Origin of the sequence: Cloacibacillus porcorum (assembly GCF_001701045.1) — a bacterium.
Lineage (GTDB): Bacteria > Synergistota > Synergistia > Synergistales > Synergistaceae > Cloacibacillus > Cloacibacillus porcorum.
In genome coordinates this window covers 3248297-3268694 of sequence record NZ_CP016757.1, presented here as the reverse complement: position 1 = coordinate 3268694, position 20398 = coordinate 3248297, and the positions used below count along the sequence as shown (strand labels likewise).

The window sequence follows — 20398 nt, the reverse complement described above, 5'->3', positions numbered from 1 at the left end:
TGTTTTCTGTTTCATTAATCTTATCACAGCTGCTGAGAGAAAGACTAAAATGATTTGACGAATCTGTATTTTTTACAAATCGAAAAATCCGGCGCGGCTCTATTATGCCGCCGGTCAATTTATACGGCGGCGATATAGACTCTGACGCGGAAGGCAGTTATCTTCGGCGGTTTCATGAATAAAATAGCCTTACCCTAAATGATAACTAGGCCTCCGCTTTGCGAAAGATCAAATAAAATTCCTAGATGTTATGGTAAATTTTTTTTGTTTCTTCGAACTGATAGGCGACGGCCTTACCGACGATTTTGAATTCCTTGGCGTCGGAGGCGTCCTCGGCCGGGACATAGATCGCGTCGCTGTTGCTGCCGGAAAAGAGATAGAGGGCACCGCTCTTTGTATACTGCGGACGCTTCAGCGTCAGCTTGCCCTTATAAAACACAAGAGCGATATCAAAATTTGCCACACGTTCCGCGGGGTTAATGACCACATAACTGCCTTCGCGTACGGCGAATTTTTCAAAAGACCTGTCGCGCGCGATAAACGCAAAAGGCGGGTTTTGCGGCTGTATCGTACCGATAAGGGTTTTAGGGATGAGGATGTGTTCAGTGCTGACTGATATTGTATCCGTTGAGGGGATGATATTATACGAATCGCTGCTGGAAAGCACGGGGACGACGATCCTGTCGTCAGCGCTGTAGGCGTACATGGAATGCTTGAGCGGCGAGGCGATGCCGGTGGCAAGGTATTCTACAGAAACCCCTAAAATATTGGCGATAGCGACCGCGTCGCTCACCTTAGGCTCCCGCTCTTCCCTCTCATAACGCGCGATCGTCTCAGCGTCCACCCCTAACGGCTCTGCGATATCATAACGTTTTAAACCTTTTTCCCTGCGCAGACGACCCAAGCGGGCGCCAAAAGTTTCCATATGCTCACCTCACCATATAAAGCTACCTCATTATGGTGGTGGCTTCAACGATTATATTATCGTAATAAATCATCTATAAAATGATTAATATGTTTGACACTATAAATTTATAGTATAAAATATGGCTATTACAATAAAAAGATAGCATTGTCATTTGGATTTATACAGAAAAAATCCAACAGGTTGTTTGTTGTCTTTTTTGAAAAACAGGCGGCGTGTCCGCCTTTTTTACACAGTTGTATCAAGTTGATTTTAAAAAATTATTGTGAAGGCACAGGTGATGCGAAAAGCAGATTTTTCAATAACGTACGGCGCGGTTAAAGGTTTAAGCGAGGATTTATTAGTCCAAACGGAGGTATGTAGATGAAAAGAACCAAATGGATTTTTGCGGCGTTATGTCTTGTGTTTGTCTTGTCGATTTCGGCGATGGCTGCTGAAATGTGGCATGGATCTCTCTATAGACTAAGAGGGGAAACTAATTGGCAAAATGGTACAGAAGGAGGGTGGTATACAAACGTAGAAGAGGCATATCTCTACGGAGATTGGCGTGATAAAACTATGGGTATATTGGGTGGTACGTTACTAGGAGCAGGTCAAAATAAAATTGAAGGTACTCTACTGAATCTAGTAATATCAAATGATTTTGACCTAAGGAACACTCAAAACTCACCGAGTTTTATGGCCTATGGTGGCGGAAGTAATACTGCTAGTGACGGATCAGATTCTGTAATAAATGGTAATACAGAACTAATAGTAACTGGAAACAGTATGGCTAAGATAAATCTAAATAACGGTGGTAATGGAGGTCGGCCTATTTTGTTTTTTGGCGGGAGCCATCTTTACCATAATTATAGATATGAACACGTTATTTCCGGTGATGCGTTCGTTCAGCTGACTGGAGAATATTCCCCAGAAATTTTACCTGGTCCTAACGAAATAAATACCAGTAGAATTTTTATTTTTGGTGGAAGTAACATCGGAAATGATAATCGAAATATAATTTTAGGAAATTCAGGCGTGACTATAGATGGACCATGGGATTTTGGAACCCGCAAATTGCCATGTGTGCAAATTTTTGGAGGAAGTGAGACGAACGGCACGTCAATAGCCACTATTAATGGTAAATCTTATGTACATCTTGACAGTATTGCAGGTTCCGTGCCATTAATATATGGAGGTAGCGAGGCTGGGGCAAATTCAACTTCCTTTATCGAAGGCGGTAGTGAAGTATTAATTAATGACGGTACCATAGGAACAGTTGTTGGTGGGTCATATGCTAGGGATAGCGGGATTGCTTATACAGCAAACACACGCATAGAAATCGACGGTGCAAATAATATTTATGGCAAAAACCTTTCATGCGATGCCGTCGTTTATGGTGGAGGGCATGCAAATTCCCCATATCGGACAGAACCATTTTGTCGTAGTGTGGTCAGTGGGGATACTAATATTCTAATTGCGCCATCAAATGGCTTTACGGGGCGTGGTGTGAATGTTATCTTTGGTGGCTCATACATAGAAAACTGGGGAAATGCGGAAATATTGGGAAATACTAACGTTGTAATCAGCGGCGATGCTGCGCTTGATATGATAACCCCTCTTGATCCTGAAAAGGATTGGATTCATATAAGCGCGGGAAGTTACTTGAGCAATAACAACAACTCTATAGTCTCCAACGATGTAAAGGGCAATGGTAAAATTACATTCAAAAACATCACTGATATCTCAAGACTCATGAATAATACAGCCATCAGTGGTCAGGGGCGTATTAATGATGACAAGATGGCTGCCAACATGGGATTCTATGATAATTCCGTTGTCGGCACTTCAAGTTTGATTTTTGACAATGTTAAGGGAACGACCGGTGCCAGGACTTTCCTGTTCGACGAGATAATTTTCAAAGGTGAAAGCTCTGTGACATTTAACAGGTCACTGTCACAGCTTATGGATGCTGCCGACGATAAAGAGACGGTTAAGCTCATAGTCGAAAAGGGCAGTACTCTGCGTATTGTGAAAGATCCAACCGGAGATACTGGTGATCCTATTCTCGGTAACGCGAAGATCGACGGTACGCTCATCGTCGAAGATGGCATGACGCTGATCCTCAACAACAGCCTTGAAAAGGGCGAGGGCGCGAAGATCGAAGGCAACATCGTTGTGAGAAAGGTAAACCCGGAGGAGCCGCCCATTAAGCCGGACGACGTCAACGTCATACCGGTAAAGCCGGAGACGGTAAAGAGCGTCGACGATCTCCCCGCAGGCGTTCCCGCGCTCGTTGAAAAACAGCCTAACGGCGACATCGTCGTGACTTCGGCGAAATTCGCCGCCGCCGTGGCTTCCAGCGACGTCAACGGCACGGTCGACACGAACCTGATCAAATCCATACCGGTGTTCAAGACCGTCGTATCCGCGGACAAGACGGCGCTCGCGTCGTTCAGGGGCAGGCTGGATGAATTTTCCTCCCACAAGTTCAAAGATATCGTGCTCTGTAAGGTGATACCGGGTAAGGTCCTCAAGTTCGCTTTCCAGAGTCTGCCGAAAAAGATCGAGTCAGGCGAATTTGCGATCACGACCGCAGACGGTACGGCGGTCGAGGCGAACGCTTCGCCGAAGGCGGGCGTGGAGTATCTCATCAGCTTTGCCGTCGCGGATAACAGCGAGTATGACCTCGACAAGACAAAGGGAAATATATTGGACCCGGCGGTGCTCTCCGTCAACCAGTACCGGCTCACGCTCTCCGCGACGGAGCTCTTATTGGCGGAGGGGCAGTCCAAAACCTTAACGGCATCCGGTCTTGCCCCCGGAGCGACGCTAAAATGGGAGAGCAGCAACGACAAGGTGGCGGCGATTGAAGGTTCCGGTGAGGAGATAACGGTCAAAGCTCTCAGCGCCGGCAAGGCGAATATCACCGTAAAGGACGGTTCCGCTGCCGTGACCTGCAGGGTGACAGTGACGAAGGGCGGTTCCGGCGGAAGCTCAGGCGGCGGCTGTAATTCCGGCCTCGCCGCGGTGGTCCTCGCCGCGCTCATCCCGCTCTTCTTCCGCAGAAAGAGCAAGGCCGTTCATTAAGTGACGTCAAACGGAGGACAGGTCCGCCTGTCCTCCGTTTTCATTTTTTCGCTGGTTTGGGAGCTTTTATCTTATCAATAGGGAGTGATTCAAATGGACAAAGGCGAGAGACTGGCAATTCAGTTTCTGCATCCCGGCAGAGAGAAGACCGAAGAGATAATTATTAAAAAGGCCGATGGAAAGCTATGCCAACTGCACGGACGGAAGTTTGTTAAGGACTGCGGGGATTATATTACTGATAGCTTGGTTTCAGGGGAAGAACATGCGCATATCATGTTCTGGTGTGAATACGAGCAGCAGCTGAAATACGATAAATTATGCGGCAGGCCCCATATTGATGGCTACCCAAGGTACATTCAGACGTTAAGACCGGCCTGCTATCGGCAGAGCTGCGGCGAAATAGGCGGATGTATCAACACCGATCCCTATATATTTGGCAGGTATATGCTCTATTCAAATTGCCGGCAAAAGAGAAGTCATCTTCTGAGAAATCTGCTGCCGGGGTCGGTCATCGTCTTCGGGAGCAGAGTGAACGGCCATTTTTGTTTCGACACGGTGTTCGTCGTCTCACGACCGCTTTGTACCTTTACTAGAAGGGACGGCAGGGAGGTGCTGGGGAAATTAAAGGACGAGGGCGCGATCTCGGAAAACTTCTGGCAGGCCACGGTCGAGCCGCTGCTCCATGACGATAACGCGAAAGACTGCGAATTTGTCTTATATGAAAGCGCCACCTATCAGAATCCCATAGACGGTATGTACAGCTTCTTCCCCTGCAAACTGAAGGACGAGATCGGCTTCCCGCGTCCGGCGGCGACAGCGCCCTGTATAAACCATAAAATGTGGACCGGCATTAGAACTTTGGTATCTAATGAGGATGCCAAAGGATGTTTTAATGTTTGGGAATCTCTCCGGCGCGACGTGCTGGAAAACGGCCTCTGTCTGGGTGTAAGAGCGGAAGAGCCTGGCGAGCGAGAACGGCCAGCTGGTATTTGAGAGCCATTTCTTATTTTAACTTTTGACGGGGCGAGGTGCCGGCGGTTTGCGCCGACGGCACGGTTCTTCCCGCTGCTTTTGAAAAATATTCGGTTATATTTTTGCGTTCTTTTTAAGCTGAGCTTCAATATCACGGCCGCCGTACATGACTCGGATAATTGTGACGACGGCTTTTTCTATGTTAAGAATGTAAAATACGCAGTAGCTGCCGACAGGCATGACGCGGAGCCCACGACTGTGCCATGGCTCATTCTCATATTCACGAAAGCGTTCCGGCATTTGGCTGAGGCTTATGATGCTTTTTTCTAGGCGGTCAAGCTGTCCGCGGGCGTTTTCAGGCGACTGCAGTTCAAAAGCGATATATTCGTATACGCCGCGGAGGTCGGCATCCGCCTGCGCCGAAATTTCAATTTCAAAGATCATAATCTTTGTGGATGTCAGCAAATGCTCTGCCTGCCGGTTTAGTTCGCCCAGCTTTCGCGTCGGCATATCCTCTTTCCAGTTCGGCATTTATCTCCGCGTCGGATAAAGCTCTCATGTCCACTGGACGTGCGGAAGGAATCTTCACCTCAAAGGGAAGCCCTCTATGAAGAATGATCTGTTTGTAAAACATATTGATAGCGTTCGAGGCTGGGATTCCGAGCGCGGAAAGTATGCCTTCCGCCTGCTCTTTAACGTCCGGTTCGATTCGCGCATATAAATTTGCCGATTTAGCCGCCATAGTGCATCACTCCTTTCAAAAGTTTTCTGCATCCTTATTATATGCGTATGTCAGTACAACAGCAATACTAAAAGATCTGCCAGCAGCGGCTGGGCGTCGTCATTTTTAGCGCTTTCACAACGTTCGCCGTAAATTACCTTAGAAATATTAAGAAAAATGACGCGGTTTCCCTTCTGTAAATGTTCACTGCGACCTATCACTGCCATGTGAAAGCGAAAAATGCCGCCGCCCAGCCGTCGCTGGCTGCTCAATTTTTCTGTTAATAGACTTGATGTGTTTGCCCTGAGGCTGCCAGCCGGTACGGCCGCAGGCGGTCGGCTTTAATGCTTTTATTCAGGAAATAAGCGCCGCCGTTTTTCACTTTATTTCAATATCGCAGACCTCGGAATATCAAAAAATACGGAGGCGAAGCGGTGCCGCCCTTCGCCTCCGTATTATTTAGCCTTTTGCCGTATCTCTTATTTCTTTTTATCCTTCGCCCATTCGGCCTCCAGCTTTTCCAGTTCGTCGATGGTGATCTTTTTGTAGCCTTTGGGCTCGTTGAAGAGGCTGGGGTCCTGAGGGGCCATCTTTATCTTCTTATATTCGTAGGAGACGGCGCCGTTCATCGATTCCATTTTTACGGGGATGGGGAAGCCTGTGCGGTACCACTCGTAGTATTGGTCCTGGGTCTCGCCTTTGTTGTATTTGACGGTGACGAGGAATTTTTTCAGGCGGTAGCTGTCGACCATCTCATAGCCGAGGTCTTTGCGCGAGAGGTCTCCCGTGTCCTTCGGCGCGCCGGTCTCTCCGATATCTCCGGGGATAACGCCCCAGAATTCCTCCTCCACGTAGACCCTCTTCTTCGGGAAGATGATCCACATCACCTTTTTGTCGGCGCGCGTCACCTCAATCTCGTCCATGCCCTCCATCTCAAAGCGGGATTTTTGCCCCGTCATGTATATCTTTCCCTTACGCACGGAGTCGCCGTCTTTTTCTACGAATTCGGCGCTGAAATCCATCGCGAGGGCCTGCAGCGCGAAGGCCAGGATGAGGATTGCCGCCGAGGCGGTGATTATCGTTATTTTTTTCAGTTTCATGCTGTACCTCTCTTTACTTTTGCTTCGCCGCCTCACCCAGGGTAATGACAGCGGCGTTTATTCTGATATTATATAATATAGTCGCCTGCGTGGCCGCGCACCGATTAAATTTATGATACGCCGGTGATATCGTGCTTTATGGAATTTTTCTGAGTGTAGTTACCTGTTTTTGTTGGGGCAGCACCTCTTTTCTGCTGCGGGGGATAAAGGGGCTGGACGCATCGGAGATGTCGCTGATGCGCTCCTGCGGCGGCCTGCTCTGCGCCGTCGGGCTGGTCTCTTTCGTGCACGGGGCGGATGTGGCGCGGCTGGGGGCCTCGGAGGCGCTGATTTTTGCCGCTCTCGTGCTCTGTAACAACGTCATCGGCGACGTATTTCTATTTTTCGCGCTGCACCGGCTCGGCGTCGCGCGCGGCTCGGCGATAGCCAGCTCCTACCCGATTCTTGTCGCGCTTGCCTCGTACCTATTCTTCGGTTCGCCGCTTACGCTGACGATAATCACCGGTACGCTCTTTGTCGTCGCAGGTGTCGCTTTGCTCTGCCATTCGGACAAGGACGAGGGAAAGCTTTCCGTCTCCGGCCTTGCCTATGCCTTCCTTGCCAGTATTTTCTGGGCCGCGGGGCTCGTATTCAATAAAGAGCTGCTGGTGGAGGGACTCTCGCCCGCGACGATTGTGCTGGGGCGCGGCGTCACCTTTTTTACGCTCGCCTTTCTGATCTGGTTTTTTCGCGTGCTTGTGGTCAAGAAAGATCTTAACGCCTGGCGGGTCTTTCTCAAGAGCGATTCCCTCTACGGTCTGCTGGCGGGGATCTGCTCGCTGGGCTTCGGTGCCTGGTTTTATTCGCGCGCGCTGGAGTACGTCTCTCCCGCCGTCGCCACGCCGATAGGGGCCTCAAACCCGATAATCGCCTCGATACTCGCGATGTTTGTCTATAAGGAGAGGATACGCCCCTCGCAGTGGGCGGGGATCGCGCTGGCGGTCGGAGGTTCGATACTGGTGACCTTATAGGCGGCTATGGCCGGACAGGCCGCTTGTGTTAAGACAAGCCATAGTTTGTCAGCCGTCCGTTCGATAGAATGACGCCCTCCCGAATACAGACGGGAGGGCGTCGGTTTTTCTTGTTGGATTCTTAGCTCCTCGGCGTCAAGCCGGGGATTTGGTGTTCTTAGAACGCGGGGACAATGCCCTTCGGCACGAGATTTTTGTTGATGTAGTCTTTGACCTCTTTGGAATTGGAGGCCTTCACGAGCGCCTTCACTGCGGGGCTGTCCTTATCCGCGCCGCGCACGACGAGGACGTTCGCGTAGGGAGAGTCCTTGCCCTCGATCACGATCGCGTCTTTGGCGGGGATGAGGCCCGCTTCGCCGGCGAAGTTGGTGTTGATGACGGCGGCCTCCACATCCTGAAGGGTGCGGGGAAGCTGGGCGGCATCAAGTTCGCGGATCTTGAGGTTCTTCGGGTTCTCGGTGATGTCCTTCGCCGTCACGAGCTCTCCGGCTTTGACCTTGATAAGGCCGCTCTTCTCAAGCAGGCGCAGGGCGCGGGCGCAGTTCGTCGCGTCGTTGGGGATCGCTATCTGCGCGCCGTTCTTGAGTTCGTCTATCTTCTTGATCTTCTTTGAGTAGAGTCCCAGCGGCTCGATGTGTATCTTCGCGACCCAAACGAGATCATAGCCCCTCTCTTTGTTGGTGTTTTCGAGATAGGGGATGTGCTGGAAGAAGTTCGCGTCGAGGGCCTTTTCGGCGAGCGCGGTGTTCGGCGTCACGTAATCGGTGAATTCGACGATCTTGAGGTCATAGCCGTCCTTCGCGACGAGCTCCTTGACGACGTTCATGAGATCCTTGTGCGGGAAGGGGGTGACTCCGACCTTGATCTCTTTGCCGGCGGCGAAGGCGGCGGCGGGGATGATGAGTGCGGCGAGAAGTGCGAGTGCGATTTTCTTCATTGTGTTTTTACTCTCCTTTTGGTTTTTTTATTTAAGTTCGTTTTACCTAAATAACTACTAACGCATATTCCGCTGATTAGATGTATCAGCCGCTAAACGGGCAGGTTCCTGCTTTAGGCGCGTGGTGCTCATTTCATATTCTATTCGACACCACCCCCGTTATCTGATCTTCTCGTAGACATAGTTTCCGGCGTACTGGATCACCTGGACGATCACGATGAGGATCGCGACGGAATATACCATTACGTCTGTCTGGAAACGGTTGTAGCCGTACTTTATCGCAAGATCGCCGAGTCCGCCCCCGCCGACGACTCCCGCCATCGCGGAGTAGCCGAGAAGGTTTATCGCGACGATCGCCCAGTTGAGGACTATCGCGGGCATCGCCTCTTTTATCATCACGCCGAAGATGATCTGCGTGGTGGAGGCCCCGAATGACCTTGCCGCCTCCACGACGCCGCGGTCGACCTCAAGCAGGCTGCCCTCCATGAGGCGCGCCACGAAGGGTGTCGCCGCGATCGTCAGCGGCACTATCGAGGCGGTGCTGCCGATAGAGGTGCCGGCGATGAGGCGTGTCAGCGGGATAATCGCGATCAGCAGGATGATGAAGGGGAAGGAGCGGAGCAGGTTTACCGCCACGTCGAGTACGCCGTATATGGCCTTGTTGGGCTTCAGTCCGTTCGGCCCCGTGATTATCATCAGGATCGCCACGCCGGAGCCGAATATCCCCGAGAAGAAGGTGGAGACGACCACCATATATATAGTTTCCCAAAGCGCCGCTACAAGCTCACTGCCCATCTTTCATTACCTCCCAGTACATCTTGTTTTCTCCAAGCCATTTTTCGATATTCGCCACGTCCTCGTCGGCGACGTTTATGATGAGGAAGCCCATCACCGTCTCGCGGTACTTTTCGATGCGCCCGCCGACGATAGAAAAGTTGATGTCAAGGTCGCGCGCCATATTCGTGATGATGCTGTCGTTGGCGACCTCGCGTGGGAACATCAGGCGGATGTTGGTGCCGGAGGGGATGACGGCGTAGTCGTCGGTGATGAGCTTGCGCAGCTCCTCGCCGGGGGCGAGGAAGAGCTTGTCGGTCTCGCCGGAGGCGACGATCTCGCCGCCGTCAAGGATGATGACCTTGTTGCAGATCATCTTCACGACCTCCATCTGGTGTGTGACGACGATGATGGTGACGTTGAGTTTTTTATTGATATCCATCAGCAGTTCGAGGATCGAGATCGTCGTCTTGGGGTCGAGCGCCGAGGTGGCTTCGTCGCAGAGCAGTATCTCGGGGTTCAGCGCGAGCGCCCTGGCGATACCGACGCGCTGCTTCTGCCCGCCGCTCAGGTTGCGCACCTTCTCATGCTTTTTCCCCGTGAGGCCGACCAGTTCTAGCAGCTCGTCGGCGCGCGCCGCCGCCTCGTTTTTAGGGGTGCCCCATACCTTGAGAGGGAAGAGGATGTTCTCATAGACATCCTTTCTGTTCATGAGGTTGAAGTTCTGGAATATCATCCCCATATCGCGGCGCAGGAGCTTCAGCTCACTTTCGTCAAGGTCCTTTACCTCCTTGCCGCCGACGCGCACGCTGCCCTCGCTGTAGCTTTCGAGGCCGTTGAGGCAGCGTAGGAGTGTCGATTTTCCCGCCCCGGAATGGCCGACGATGCCGAATACGTCGCCCTTCTTCACCTCAAGGGAGATGTCGGAGAGCACCTTATGGTCGCCGAAATATTTCCCCAGATTATTGATTTCGATCATACAGATCCATCCTTCGCACAAAATCTTGATTTTATAAAACTTCTTCTTCACAAAAAAAGACCGAGCCTCAAGGCTCGGTCTTATGATTTTACGCGCGCGACGCTCTAGGCGTCCGGTAAATCACAAGAGGAGCCCTGCGTGTACATGCACATCATCATGTTGTTGGCAAAATAGCCGGTACTAGATCTCATGTTTGCTCCTCCTTCTCCAAATATGGGACACATTGTAGTAATGATTGGCGCGATTGTCAACCCCGTTATGCCGTCAGCCCTGCGTCGGATTGCCTCTCTTATTTGATGACGGGAGGCTTCGCGGTGGTTTTGAGCTTCACGACCTTGGCCTGCTCAAAGGGGAACATGGAAAAATCATAATACTCCGTGTTCCAGGTGTTATACCGCGAGAGGTAGTAGGCCCGGTTCTCCTGATCGGCCAGCACCGACCACATTGTCGGGTAAACTTCGTTCTCCACCGGGTCGACCTGCTCCGTTCCGGCGTTGACCGTGGCCAGAAGGCCGCGCATCGCGAGCAGCGTGCGCGGGCTGCCGTCCACTTTACGCCCCCGCATATCGGCGAGATACATTCTGGCCCTCGCGCGGCGGTCGACGGGCAGATTGGTGCCGTTCGGCTGGTATCCCGCGCTGTCTAGGTAGAGATGCACGTCGTAATGCGGCTCGTTGGTCATCGCGTCGTATTGGCTGCCGTGGTAGACCTTCACAGCGCCGTCTATAAACTCGATCACCGCCCGGTCTCCGCCGGTGTCGGCAACGGCGAAGTGGAGAGGGGTATTCTGCGTCTCATAGTCAAGCCGCGGACCATTGGAACCCTGAATACTATGGAACGCGGCCGGATAGACGTTGATCGACGGCAGGGCGGCGAGAGCCTCGTTCACGGTCGCGAAGTTGGAGACGATATAGCTGACGAAATTGGCGATGCCGACGTCCCTGTGCTGCGGCGACGGTACCGGCAGCTGCGAACCGTCAAGGAAGAGCAGGCTGCACTGGAGCCCCTTTTCATTCATCGCCTCCGAAACGAGGCCGGAGACGCCGCCTCTGATCTGAATGCTCGCATATTTTGACTTATACTCCAGCGCGTTGGGGGTGTCGGCCGCCTTCACCGCCACATTCCTTCCGTGTCCTTCGACTACGGCGCCGTCGTCGGAATACCAGTCCATAGTCCGTGCTACGACAGACGACGTGCCTCCGCTGTAAACGGCCCATGTGCAGGCTAAAGCGGCTCCGGCGGGGAGCAGGAAGAGCGAAAGGACCGCCGCGGCGGCGATTTCGTGTATTACACGTTTCATATTGTTACCTCCAAATTTGAGATGTGGTGAAGTGATATATGGTCCTTAGAGGACCGCCAAATTCGGGAGTATTGTAATACGTCATCCTGCGGGGAACTATCGTCCAAATGGCCGGTTTTGTTACCGTATCCAGAGGTAAAACATCGTCTCCGCCCCGCCGACCGGCTCGCCGCGGCTGTCGAAGGCCTCGGTGGTGACGGTGTAGAGCCGTCTTTTCCCGCCGCCCGGCACCGTTATCGTGTGGCGGAACTCATAGATCGACGGCGAGGCCCATTTTTCGTCCCGAGGATCATAATAGCGCTCGAGGCCGGTGGGAAAATCCTTCTCGATCACCTCGCCCGTACTCTTTTCCTCCAGGCGGTAGCGTATCTTGGCGATACGGTTTTTGATCGTGTAGGTGCCGTCGTCGTTCTGTTCCACCTCCGAGAGCGGCGGCTGGATCGGCGGCACCACTCCGTAGAGTGTCACCGGCAGACCGGGAGCCGCAGCCACGGAATCGTAGACGTTCCAGTCGACATTTCCCGCGTTCCGCGTGGGGAAGTATTTCTCCGGGCGCGCGCCTATCTCCGCGCGCGTGAAGCGCAGCCGTTCTCCCTCATAGAGCTTTATGATCTTTCCATCCTTCACATGCTCGCCGTCCCAGGCGGCATATTTCAGCGAGGGCTCGCCGGTGTCATAACAGTAAAACCATACCTCGTCGTCGCGGAACATCCGCCCCTCAAAGGCAATGCGCCCCAACTCCACCTCCTGCGAGGCGCTGCGCTTTTCCGGTATGTTATAGAGTACGGCGTGGACCCTGCCGGAATTATATTCAAGCGCGTCGTTGAACCGCCAGCGCAGCGGAATCTCATAGGTCCCGGGAAGGCCGCGGAACCAGTAGCCGGGGAAGGGGTCTCCGTATATCCGATAGCCCCTGGCGGCGGCGAACTCCGTCACCTTTTTCATATGGGCTGGCGGGGAGAAACGCGCGAGCATCTTGTCCGGCACGGAGCCGAGCATCACGTCGACATAACGCTCCGCGAGGACCCGGCCTCCGGATATCGCGGAGACGGTGACGCGGTAATACTTCCATTCGAGATCGTCTCGGTATAACTTTTTATAGTCGCTGTCAAAATCCTTTGTATTGCCGCCCTGTACCAGTGCGGCGTAACCCTCTTCCGTCACCGCCGCTTTGAGCCGGGGGTCGTAAAAGGACTGTGGGTCGCCGTGACGGTAGACGAGATCCGGCGGCGGCGAGGCCATCAGCTCCTCAGGAGAGAGCTTTGTCCAGGGGGCTTTCCCCTCATAACGGAACCAGATATCGCGGCGCGGCGTGAGGCCGCTTGTCCTGTCGACGTGGCTTTCGACGGTGCGCAGCGGTATCCTTATGCCGTCGCGCATCAGTCCGGCCTCCGCCACCTCCACGCGGATGTCGATGGGCAGTTCGGCGGGAGATATCCCCTCGCGGTCGATGCGCCCGGCCACATAAAAGTCGCGCCCCGATTCAAGCACCGTCTCGTACACGGATGGTATCTCGATGGAGAGCTTTACCGCTTCGGCGCGCACGGGGGCGCAGAGGAGGCATAAGAACAGAAAAATTGTAAAAAAGCCGCGTCTCATTGGCACATCGTCCTCTCCATAGATTCATCCTAATTATATAAAGAATCCTGCAATAATGATATAAACAAATGTGCGCCCGGCGGGATTTCGGGGAGAACATGAATCTCTCACGCCCCTGCCCGCATTGTTCGGCAGCGTCATGCCTGACGTTGTTACAAAGTCAGCTGCGCGTATAAACGCCGATTTACCAAAGATTTTGGCGCCCTCTCTGAGGGAGCTCCCCGCGATGAACAGAGTCCCGAAAACCGCACAGCGCTATAAAAGCTCCCAAGGGTATCAAAAATTTATTCAATAAAGAGACTTCGATATTGCATCGGAGCCTTTTTCAATTTTATCTGTATCCTGTCGTTATTATAATACCTTATATATTCGTCTATAGCATCTTTAGCCTCCTCGTAGTTCTCCCATTTTACTCGGTTGACGAGTTCTGATTTAATGTGACTAAAGAAGTTTTCTGCACAGGCATTATCCAAACAATTTCCTTTCCTTGACATCGAGACCTTGAGTCCGTATCTTTGTGTCAGGTTGAAATATGCATGGCTTGTATATTGAAACCCCTGGTCGCTGTGGAGGATTGGTCCATCAGCGACCACCTTATTATTGTTTTCAAATGCTTTCTTCAATGTATCGGTTACTAACTTAATATTATTATTACGACTGATTTGATATCCCTGTATGGAATTATCAAAGAGATCTTTTATCATGGAGAGGAATATATTACCCTTTTTTGTTCGTATATATGTGATATCAGTAACCAGTTTCTGGTTTGGTCTGTCGGAACGAAATTCTCTGTTCAGGATATTCTCATAGCTGTGGATATTTCCTGACATCACTTTAAACTTTTTCTTTTTTCTTATTTCCGCTTGAAGTCCTGCTTTTTTCATAACACGCCTTACCCTCTTATTGTTTACATGAATGCCAATGAAGTTGTTGAGCCACAGAGTCATTCGCCTGTACCCATAAGTGTTTTTGTTGATATCCTGTCCCGTTCTTATTGCTTCTATGAGAGGACCGTCTTTATCTTCCATTCCACGCCGCTTTAGCCAACTGTAGTATGCAGAGCGTGATACGGACAAAAATCTACACATTCCACAGACAGAATGTTTTGTTGAAAATTCAAAAATGATTCTGTATTTAATATTTCTTTCTATCACCACCTTTGCAGCTCTAAGGCTTTTTTTAATACGTCGACCTGCATTTCCAGCTCTTTGATCTTTTCTATGCTATTTGTAACTTCCAATTTCTTATCTGGACAGTCACGTTTTGAACTAGAAATATCCCCTTGTTCGATAAATTCCTTACACCATCGTCTTAAAAGAGAGGGACTTGAAATGTTAAAAGATGAGGTAACATCTACCATAGTACGTCCCTCTTCTAAATGAGCCGAAACAGCTTCAAGTTTTACAGCCTTGCTGTAGGTTCTTTTTTTCCTTGTATCATCCAGTAAGTCCTTCTGTCCGCTCTTATATAAAGATATCCATGTTTTAATAGAATCAGGACTAACACCAAGTTCTTCAGCAATCCGCCTTCGTGGAATTCCCTGTTTGTGCATCTCAATTGCTCTTATTCTTTCTTCCGTTTTACGTTTACGCATAGAAGATCCCCCTTTATATGTATTTAGTTTTATTATAATCCAGGGGCTTTATTTGGCTGTCCGATTTTCGGGATGCTGTTCACGAAGCGGGGTGAGGGAGAGTTGACCTTCGGTTCTCCCGCGGCTTTTGCCGCGGGCTCTGTATGGCGCGCTTTCCGCGCCATACAGAGCAACACTCCTTCCGTCAGCCGCCAAAAACGGGCGGCCGACACCTCTGATGTAACTACCAGCCGAATCGCACGAAATCAAAGATTTCGGCTCCCTGGCCGCCTCGGAGAGGGAGGCTGTAAGGGCAAAGTCAAAATCTAAATCGTAATTTATCTTTTACCTTACCGATTCCCCCTCCTCCTTATCACACAACCAAACAACCAGCACCCCCCAACCCCCGGCCCCCCGCGCGGCGTTGTCGCCTTCCTCGTCTCCTCCCACTGTTAAAGTTGTCACACCTTGACTTTACAAAACCCAATAAGGAGGACTGCGACAATGCAGAAAGAGAACCAGAACGTTCACTTGTCTCCCCTACCCGTACCACGGCTGAACACCGTCCCCATACCGGAGGCTGTCCGTGCCTACAAGCCGCTTGTAAAGGCCGTTGCGAAACGCTACCAGGGGCGCGGCGCGGAATACGACGACCTCGTGCAGGAGGGCTGTCTCGCGCTGCTCATCCTCGTCCCCAAATGCCCCGACCCCCAATGGCTCGCGCTTTTCCTCAAAAACCACCTGCCCGGATACATAAGGGACGCCGCGGCGCGCCTCCGCCGCGCGCACGCCGCCGGCAAAGAGCTGCCGCTCGAAGAGCTGGAAGAGATACTTGGCGCGGAAGAACAAAACTACCGCGAAATCGAACTGCGCGAGACGCTCATGCGCGCCCTTTCCCCCGATGAGTTCGACATCACGCTGGCGCTCCTTGAGGGCTGCAGCCAGCGGGAGATCGCGCGCACCCTGGGCGTCAGCCAGCAGGCCGTCGCGGCGCGCCTCAAAACGATCCGTAAAAAGATAAAAAAGGCCATGAACGAATAAATTGCCTGGATTAAGTAAATTATGCTATACTGCACTAAGTAAAACTACCTACCAATAAGGTAAAAATAATAACGAAGTGCACTAGTCAACAAAACCTGGACAGTTGACTTGCTTAACTCTGTATAGTAGGGGGGTATCTCGTTACGTCCTACTCCTAAAACTGCCGTTTCCGCTATACGCCTCCTTATACTGTTTCGGCGTCATGTATCCCAAAGCATAGGCCGGACGCTCTTCATTGAAGAATTTTATGTATTCCTCTATCTCCCGCTCTATGTTTTCTTTGCCTGTTACATGAAAGTCTGTAAACAGCTCCGCTTTCAGCCAGCCGTTTATCGCTTCCATCGCCGCATTGTCCGTAGGAGTTCCGCTTCTGGACATGGAGTGGGCTATATGGTTCAGTTCCAAGATGTCGTTGTATTTCTTGGAGGCGTATACCGCGCCCTGGTCTGTGTGCAGTATCGTCTGCCATTCCGTTTTTTTATCTTTATTCATTATCAGTCCTTCCAGCCCGTCTATGTATGTCATTCTGTCTCCGCGCCTTGAAGACAACGCATGGCTTACTATTTCGTTGTTCCATAGGTCCATATACAGTGTCAGCTCATAGTACGTACCTTTGAAGCAGAATGCCGTCATATCGCTCGCTATGTACTGCATCGGTGAGTATACCGGCAGGCCTGCAAGAAGCAGGTTGGGGAATAATCTGTACGGATTGCCTGGTTTTTTATAACGGTAGTGTTTTGCCTTGCTCTTTATACCGGCAGCCCTGCAACATTTATAGGCGTACGGATCTGAATGGACTATTCCGGTGTCAAGGCGTATCTTCGCGTTAAGCCATCTGTATCCGTGCGACGGATATCTTTTATGATATTCCATAAAGAGCATTACGCTTCTAGCAAAATCCCTCGCTCTTTTGGACGGTTCAAACAGGCTGCGTTTCCAGTTATAGAAGCTGCTTCTGGGAATCCCCGTCACACGGCACAGGATGACTACAGGAAAATACTCGGATAGTTCCAGAATTACTTGGTATTCGAGCTGTCTAAAAGGATATATTCCTTTACCGGACCATCTCCTTTCACCTCGTAGCCTTTTTTTAATCTTGCTTCCGCTACTTTCGCTTTAATCAACTCAACAATGAGTTCTTTTTTTGTCATGGACTCATAATCTGATAGGTCAGGCTGTCTTTCGGAAGGCTTGTAAACATAACTGTCCGAACCGTTTCCGGAAGACTTGGGCGGCAGACTGTTGGAATCACGATACATCCGCATATAGTCCCTAGCCGTGTCGTCGCTGATGCCGTAGGCTTCGGCAGCCTCGTAACGTGTCATTATCCCCTCATAAACTTTTCGTCCGATTTCAAGACGCTCTTCTTTCGTGTATCGCATTACAGGCCTCCTGTGCATATAAACATGGCTCTTGTGCCACAAGATATTATTGTCATGTATAAAAGACAATTATATCTTGTCTCACTTTTACCCCCTATATGTACAGGATTAGTTTAGCAGTGCAAAGGAGCGAACTAAGTTGAAAACTCAGAACAGAGACCACTGTAATATTTTTGTATTGAACGAGAGTGCCCCCCCCCCAGGAAGTAAAGTCGAGTTTAAGATATCCCTGTCCCTTTATTTTAATTCTTCTCTTACTTTCACTTACACTAATACTGAACACGGCGCGGCCCGCGGCGGCGCTGACGAGCGCGGATGTCGTATATTACGGCAGCTATCCGCAGTCCGGCACATCTCCTGACTTCAATGAGGAGCCCGTTCTCTGGCGCGTGCTCGAAGTGAGCGGCGACAAGACGGCGCTCATGCTTTCGGAAAAGCTACTGGACAGCGGCGTGCCATTCAACCCCGATTACAGCAATACCGATCCATACTATTGCTGGTGGAGCGAATCGGAGATCCGCAAATTCCTCAACGGCAAAGAATATGTCGAGTCGGTCTCCGCGGATGTGACCAAGATAACGGTGAGGAACCCGAAGCCCTATTCCTTCTACGAGAAGGCCTTCTCCGTGGGCGAAGGCGGCGGGATAATAAAGGCGGATGTGGACAACTCGAGCGCATGGGGTGCTCCCACCGGTCCCAAGACGACCGATAAAATATTCCTCCTCTCCCTCTCCGATGTTGACAGTTCCGACCCGTCAAGCGAGCCGTTAGCGAAAGGCAGGAAATACGGTTTTGTCGATGATAATTCCCGCAAAGCGGAGCTTACCGACTATGCCCTGTCGCAGGGAGCCGAGATCGAAGGTAACAATAAGTATGGTTATTGGTGGCTTCGTTCCCTCCACAGCGCGGGCGGAATTGGCAACGTCCCCCTGCACTTCATGGCGATGGACATCCTCCCTGACGGCATGATCAACAGTTTCCACCATTTCATGATGGTTTTCGGCCTTCGTCCGGCTTTTCGTCTGAATCTTAAAAACATCATCTTCACATCTCCCGCCGCAGGCGGGAAACAGGATGGCCTGACCGCCTCGCTCCATAAACAAACCTACGCCTCCAACGATAAAGGAAAATACGAACACAAACTGACCCTCGCGACAAATACATACAAACTGGCCTCTGCCGACTTAACGAGCGGGGACTTCTCGATCTCGAACGGCGCCGTCAACCTTGACGTGAAGGTAAGGTACTCAGGCGCCTCCACCGGCGTGGGCTACCACCTCGCCGCCGCCGTCACAAGCGGCGACAGAGCCCTGTACTATGGGCGGATAAAGAGCCTTGCGGCCGCCGCCGACAAAAGCGGCGACGTTACCTTCACCATCCCCGAATACAAAAGCGGCGAAGAGTTCTATCTCTTTGTTGAGGGGCGCAATAACAACGGCGACAATAAGACCGATTTTGCCAGCAAGCCAATATGTCTTATCGGACCCGGCAGAAAGATAACGCCGCTCTCCGAAGACGTCGAAGAGCCTGCCCCTAAGACCACGGCTATAGAGGTGACCCCCTCCGCACTTACCATTGTTAAAGGATATGCCACGCAGTTATCCGTTATCTTTGCTCCCGAAGGAACCTCCGAAAAGATAATCTGGAGCAGCGACAAGCCGGATATTGCCGCAGTAGACTCCAGCACAGGCGTCGTAAAGGCGCTTGGCACGGGAACTGCCGTCATAACGGCCTCCACGCCCGGCGGCAAAACCTCGTCGTGCGCGGTGACAGTGACGGAAAAAACGCAGGCGGAGGGCATCGTCCTGACACCGGCCTCTATGACTATGTACAAAGGCACAAAGGAAAAAATCACAGTCTCCTTTAACGGCATCGCAGAACAGCCGCTTGTCTGGAGCAGCAGTGATGAAAAGATAGCCAAAGTTGACGGACAGGGTAATGTCACCACGCTCTCCGAGGGAAAATGTATGATAAAGGCTTCCACCGCGGACGGCGCGGCGAGCGCCGAGTGTGCGGTCAAAGTCACGCCGGACTCCGGCGGCGGCTCAGGAGGCGGTTCCGGCGGCTGCAACGCTGGGCTGGGGCTAGGCGCGCTCGCGCTTTTGACGCTCCTTCCCTGCGCAGTCAGGAAAAACAAAGGCGGTAAATAAAGGCTAAAACACGGAACGGAGAATGAAAAACTCCGTTCCGTGTGCCATTATGCCGGGAGATGATCGGATGTCTGCGAAACATCGAGGATTCCACGCGCCGCTGTTGATCGCGATACTCTTTTCAATCTGTCTCTTCCTCATCTTTTGCCTGTTGACTCACGAGGTGCGATATGGATAGAGAGTTCCGTAAAATGCTTATATACGGAAAGAGATAAAACCTTTCTCGAAAAATAGCCTGCCGGCGGTGACGGGCTGTACCCTCAACCACAGAACAGGAGTGAGACGAATTGCGCTTAAAAGACGCGAAACGATTCTTCCGCGACCTGATGGAAGATACAACTATACGCGGTAAATGTATAGAGATCACCATGCTGCCCAAAAGAGAACACGGTATGGCACTCCGCGCGCTCGGATACTCATTCACCCCCAAGGAACTGGACGACGTGCTTTGCCGCGAATTTTACCTCATGACGGAAGAGGAGCGCCGTCTGTTCGGCCCCGGCGACCTGCGTGATATCGTGATGGGTATGTGGGGCAATTGCATGTGACGGCGGCTCTTGGCCGCCGGTCTCCGGTCCTGTTGAGCTAAATCAGCGGCGTGTCTAAACGCCGATCCATCTTTGGTTAGAGAAAAGAGATAAATAGCGGTTTAGCTTTGAGAGTGTAAAAAATAAATAGCTGTTTAACCTTTCTTTTGACTTTGCCCTTAAAGGCGCCCTCTGTGAGGCGGCCAGGGAGCCAAATCAGAGTTCTTCTGATTTGTGCGATTCGGCTGGTAGTTACATCAGAGCTGGCTCGGCGATGTTTTTCGCCGAGACTGAGGGAGAGTTGACCTTAGGTTCTCCCGCGGCTTTTGCCGCGGGCTC

19 protein-coding genes are annotated in these 20398 nt (G+C 51.6%); 6 read left to right on the top strand and 13 right to left on the bottom strand.

All coding sequences use genetic code 11. The features are described from left to right. Positions 1-241: 241 nt before the first annotated feature. A complete protein-coding gene (locus BED41_RS14630; protein WP_066747980.1) occupies positions 242-925 on the bottom strand; it encodes a LexA family transcriptional regulator in 684 nt (227 codons plus the stop codon). A gap of 1794 nt (positions 926-2719) precedes the next feature. Between BED41_RS14630 and BED41_RS16670 the strand changes: the two genes are divergently transcribed. Both BED41_RS16670 and BED41_RS14620 read left to right on the top strand, forming a co-directional pair. Beyond that, positions 2720-3994, top strand: coding sequence for an Ig-like domain-containing protein (locus BED41_RS16670; protein ID WP_168160286.1), 1275 nt, complete (start codon positions 2720-2722; stop codon positions 3992-3994). A 93-nt stretch (positions 3995-4087) separates the two neighbouring features. Then, complete coding sequence (locus BED41_RS14620; protein WP_066747974.1) at positions 4088-4987, top strand: hypothetical protein; 900 nt, start codon at positions 4088-4090, stop codon at positions 4985-4987. 93 nt (positions 4988-5080) lie between these two features. On the opposite strand, the gene BED41_RS14615 is transcribed toward BED41_RS14620, so the two are convergent. The 3 genes from BED41_RS14615 to BED41_RS14605 form a co-directional block, all read right to left on the bottom strand. Continuing rightward, positions 5081-5431, bottom strand: coding sequence for a type II toxin-antitoxin system RelE/ParE family toxin (locus BED41_RS14615; RefSeq protein WP_229712329.1), 351 nt, complete (start codon positions 5429-5431; stop codon positions 5081-5083). After that, a complete protein-coding gene (locus BED41_RS14610) occupies positions 5400-5708 on the bottom strand; it encodes a type II toxin-antitoxin system RelB/DinJ family antitoxin (protein ID WP_066747968.1) in 309 nt (102 codons plus the stop codon). Before BED41_RS14610 ends, BED41_RS14615 begins: the two co-directional genes overlap by 32 nt. A 458-nt stretch (positions 5709-6166) precedes the next feature. After that, a complete protein-coding gene (locus BED41_RS14605; protein WP_066747964.1) occupies positions 6167-6787 on the bottom strand; it encodes a hypothetical protein in 621 nt (206 codons plus the stop codon). Between the two features lie 131 nt (positions 6788-6918). Between BED41_RS14605 and BED41_RS14600 the strand changes: the two genes are divergently transcribed. After that, entirely contained in the window at positions 6919-7797 is an 879-nt protein-coding gene (locus tag BED41_RS14600; RefSeq protein ID WP_168160285.1) for a DMT family transporter, read from the top strand. A 157-nt stretch (positions 7798-7954) separates the two neighbouring features. Here the strand turns inward: BED41_RS14600 and BED41_RS14595 are convergent, their stop codons facing one another. The 7 genes from BED41_RS14595 to BED41_RS14565 form a co-directional block, all read right to left on the bottom strand. Further along, the gene (locus tag BED41_RS14595; RefSeq protein ID WP_066747959.1) at positions 7955-8734 is read right to left on the bottom strand and encodes a MetQ/NlpA family ABC transporter substrate-binding protein; all 780 of its coding nucleotides are present in this window, start codon (positions 8732-8734) and stop codon (positions 7955-7957) included. A gap of 159 nt (positions 8735-8893) precedes the next feature. After that, positions 8894-9529 (bottom strand): methionine ABC transporter permease, encoded by a 636-nt coding sequence (locus BED41_RS14590; protein WP_066747956.1) that lies wholly within the window; start codon positions 9527-9529, stop codon positions 8894-8896. Next, positions 9519-10487 (bottom strand): methionine ABC transporter ATP-binding protein, encoded by a 969-nt coding sequence (locus BED41_RS14585; RefSeq protein WP_066747951.1) that lies wholly within the window; start codon positions 10485-10487, stop codon positions 9519-9521. The genes BED41_RS14590 and BED41_RS14585 overlap by 11 nt, the downstream gene beginning before the upstream one ends. A 289-nt stretch (positions 10488-10776) precedes the next feature. Then, positions 10777-11787: a linear amide C-N hydrolase gene (locus BED41_RS14580; protein ID WP_066747949.1), complete on the bottom strand. Its 1011-nt coding sequence runs from the start codon at positions 11785-11787 to the stop codon at positions 10777-10779. A 120-nt stretch (positions 11788-11907) separates the two neighbouring features. Next, positions 11908-13386, bottom strand: coding sequence for a hypothetical protein (locus BED41_RS14575; protein WP_066747946.1), 1479 nt, complete (start codon positions 13384-13386; stop codon positions 11908-11910). 284 nt (positions 13387-13670) lie between these two features. After that, on the bottom strand, positions 13671-14540 hold the full coding sequence (locus tag BED41_RS14570) for an IS3 family transposase (protein WP_157102394.1): 870 nt from the start codon (positions 14538-14540) through the stop codon (positions 13671-13673). Further along, positions 14537-14980, bottom strand: a complete 444-nt coding sequence (locus BED41_RS14565) for a transposase (protein ID WP_066742616.1) — start codon at positions 14978-14980, stop codon at positions 14537-14539. The genes BED41_RS14570 and BED41_RS14565 overlap by 4 nt, the downstream gene beginning before the upstream one ends. Positions 14981-15463: 483 nt before the next feature. On the opposite strand from BED41_RS14565, the gene BED41_RS14560 reads away from it, so the two are divergent. Further along, positions 15464-16000: a sigma-70 family RNA polymerase sigma factor gene (locus BED41_RS14560; RefSeq protein ID WP_066747943.1), complete on the top strand. Its 537-nt coding sequence runs from the start codon at positions 15464-15466 to the stop codon at positions 15998-16000. A 141-nt stretch (positions 16001-16141) separates the two neighbouring features. Here BED41_RS14560 and BED41_RS14555 read toward each other — a convergent pair whose 3' ends face one another. After that, positions 16142-16981, bottom strand: a complete 840-nt coding sequence (locus BED41_RS14555) for an IS3 family transposase (protein WP_229712420.1) — start codon at positions 16979-16981, stop codon at positions 16142-16144. Between the two features lie 35 nt (positions 16982-17016). After that, on the bottom strand, positions 17017-17382 hold the full coding sequence (locus BED41_RS14550; RefSeq protein ID WP_066742226.1) for a helix-turn-helix domain-containing protein: 366 nt from the start codon (positions 17380-17382) through the stop codon (positions 17017-17019). Positions 17383-17570: 188 nt separating this feature from the next. Between BED41_RS14550 and BED41_RS14545 the strand changes: the two genes are divergently transcribed. Together BED41_RS14545 and BED41_RS14540 are read left to right on the top strand one after the other, a co-directional pair. After that, positions 17571-19532, top strand: a complete 1962-nt coding sequence (locus tag BED41_RS14545) for an Ig-like domain-containing protein (RefSeq protein ID WP_066747941.1) — start codon at positions 17571-17573, stop codon at positions 19530-19532. 287 nt (positions 19533-19819) lie between these two features. Continuing rightward, positions 19820-20080 (top strand): Nif11-like leader peptide family natural product precursor, encoded by a 261-nt coding sequence (locus tag BED41_RS14540; protein ID WP_066747939.1) that lies wholly within the window; start codon positions 19820-19822, stop codon positions 20078-20080. Positions 20081-20398: the final 318 nt, after the last annotated feature.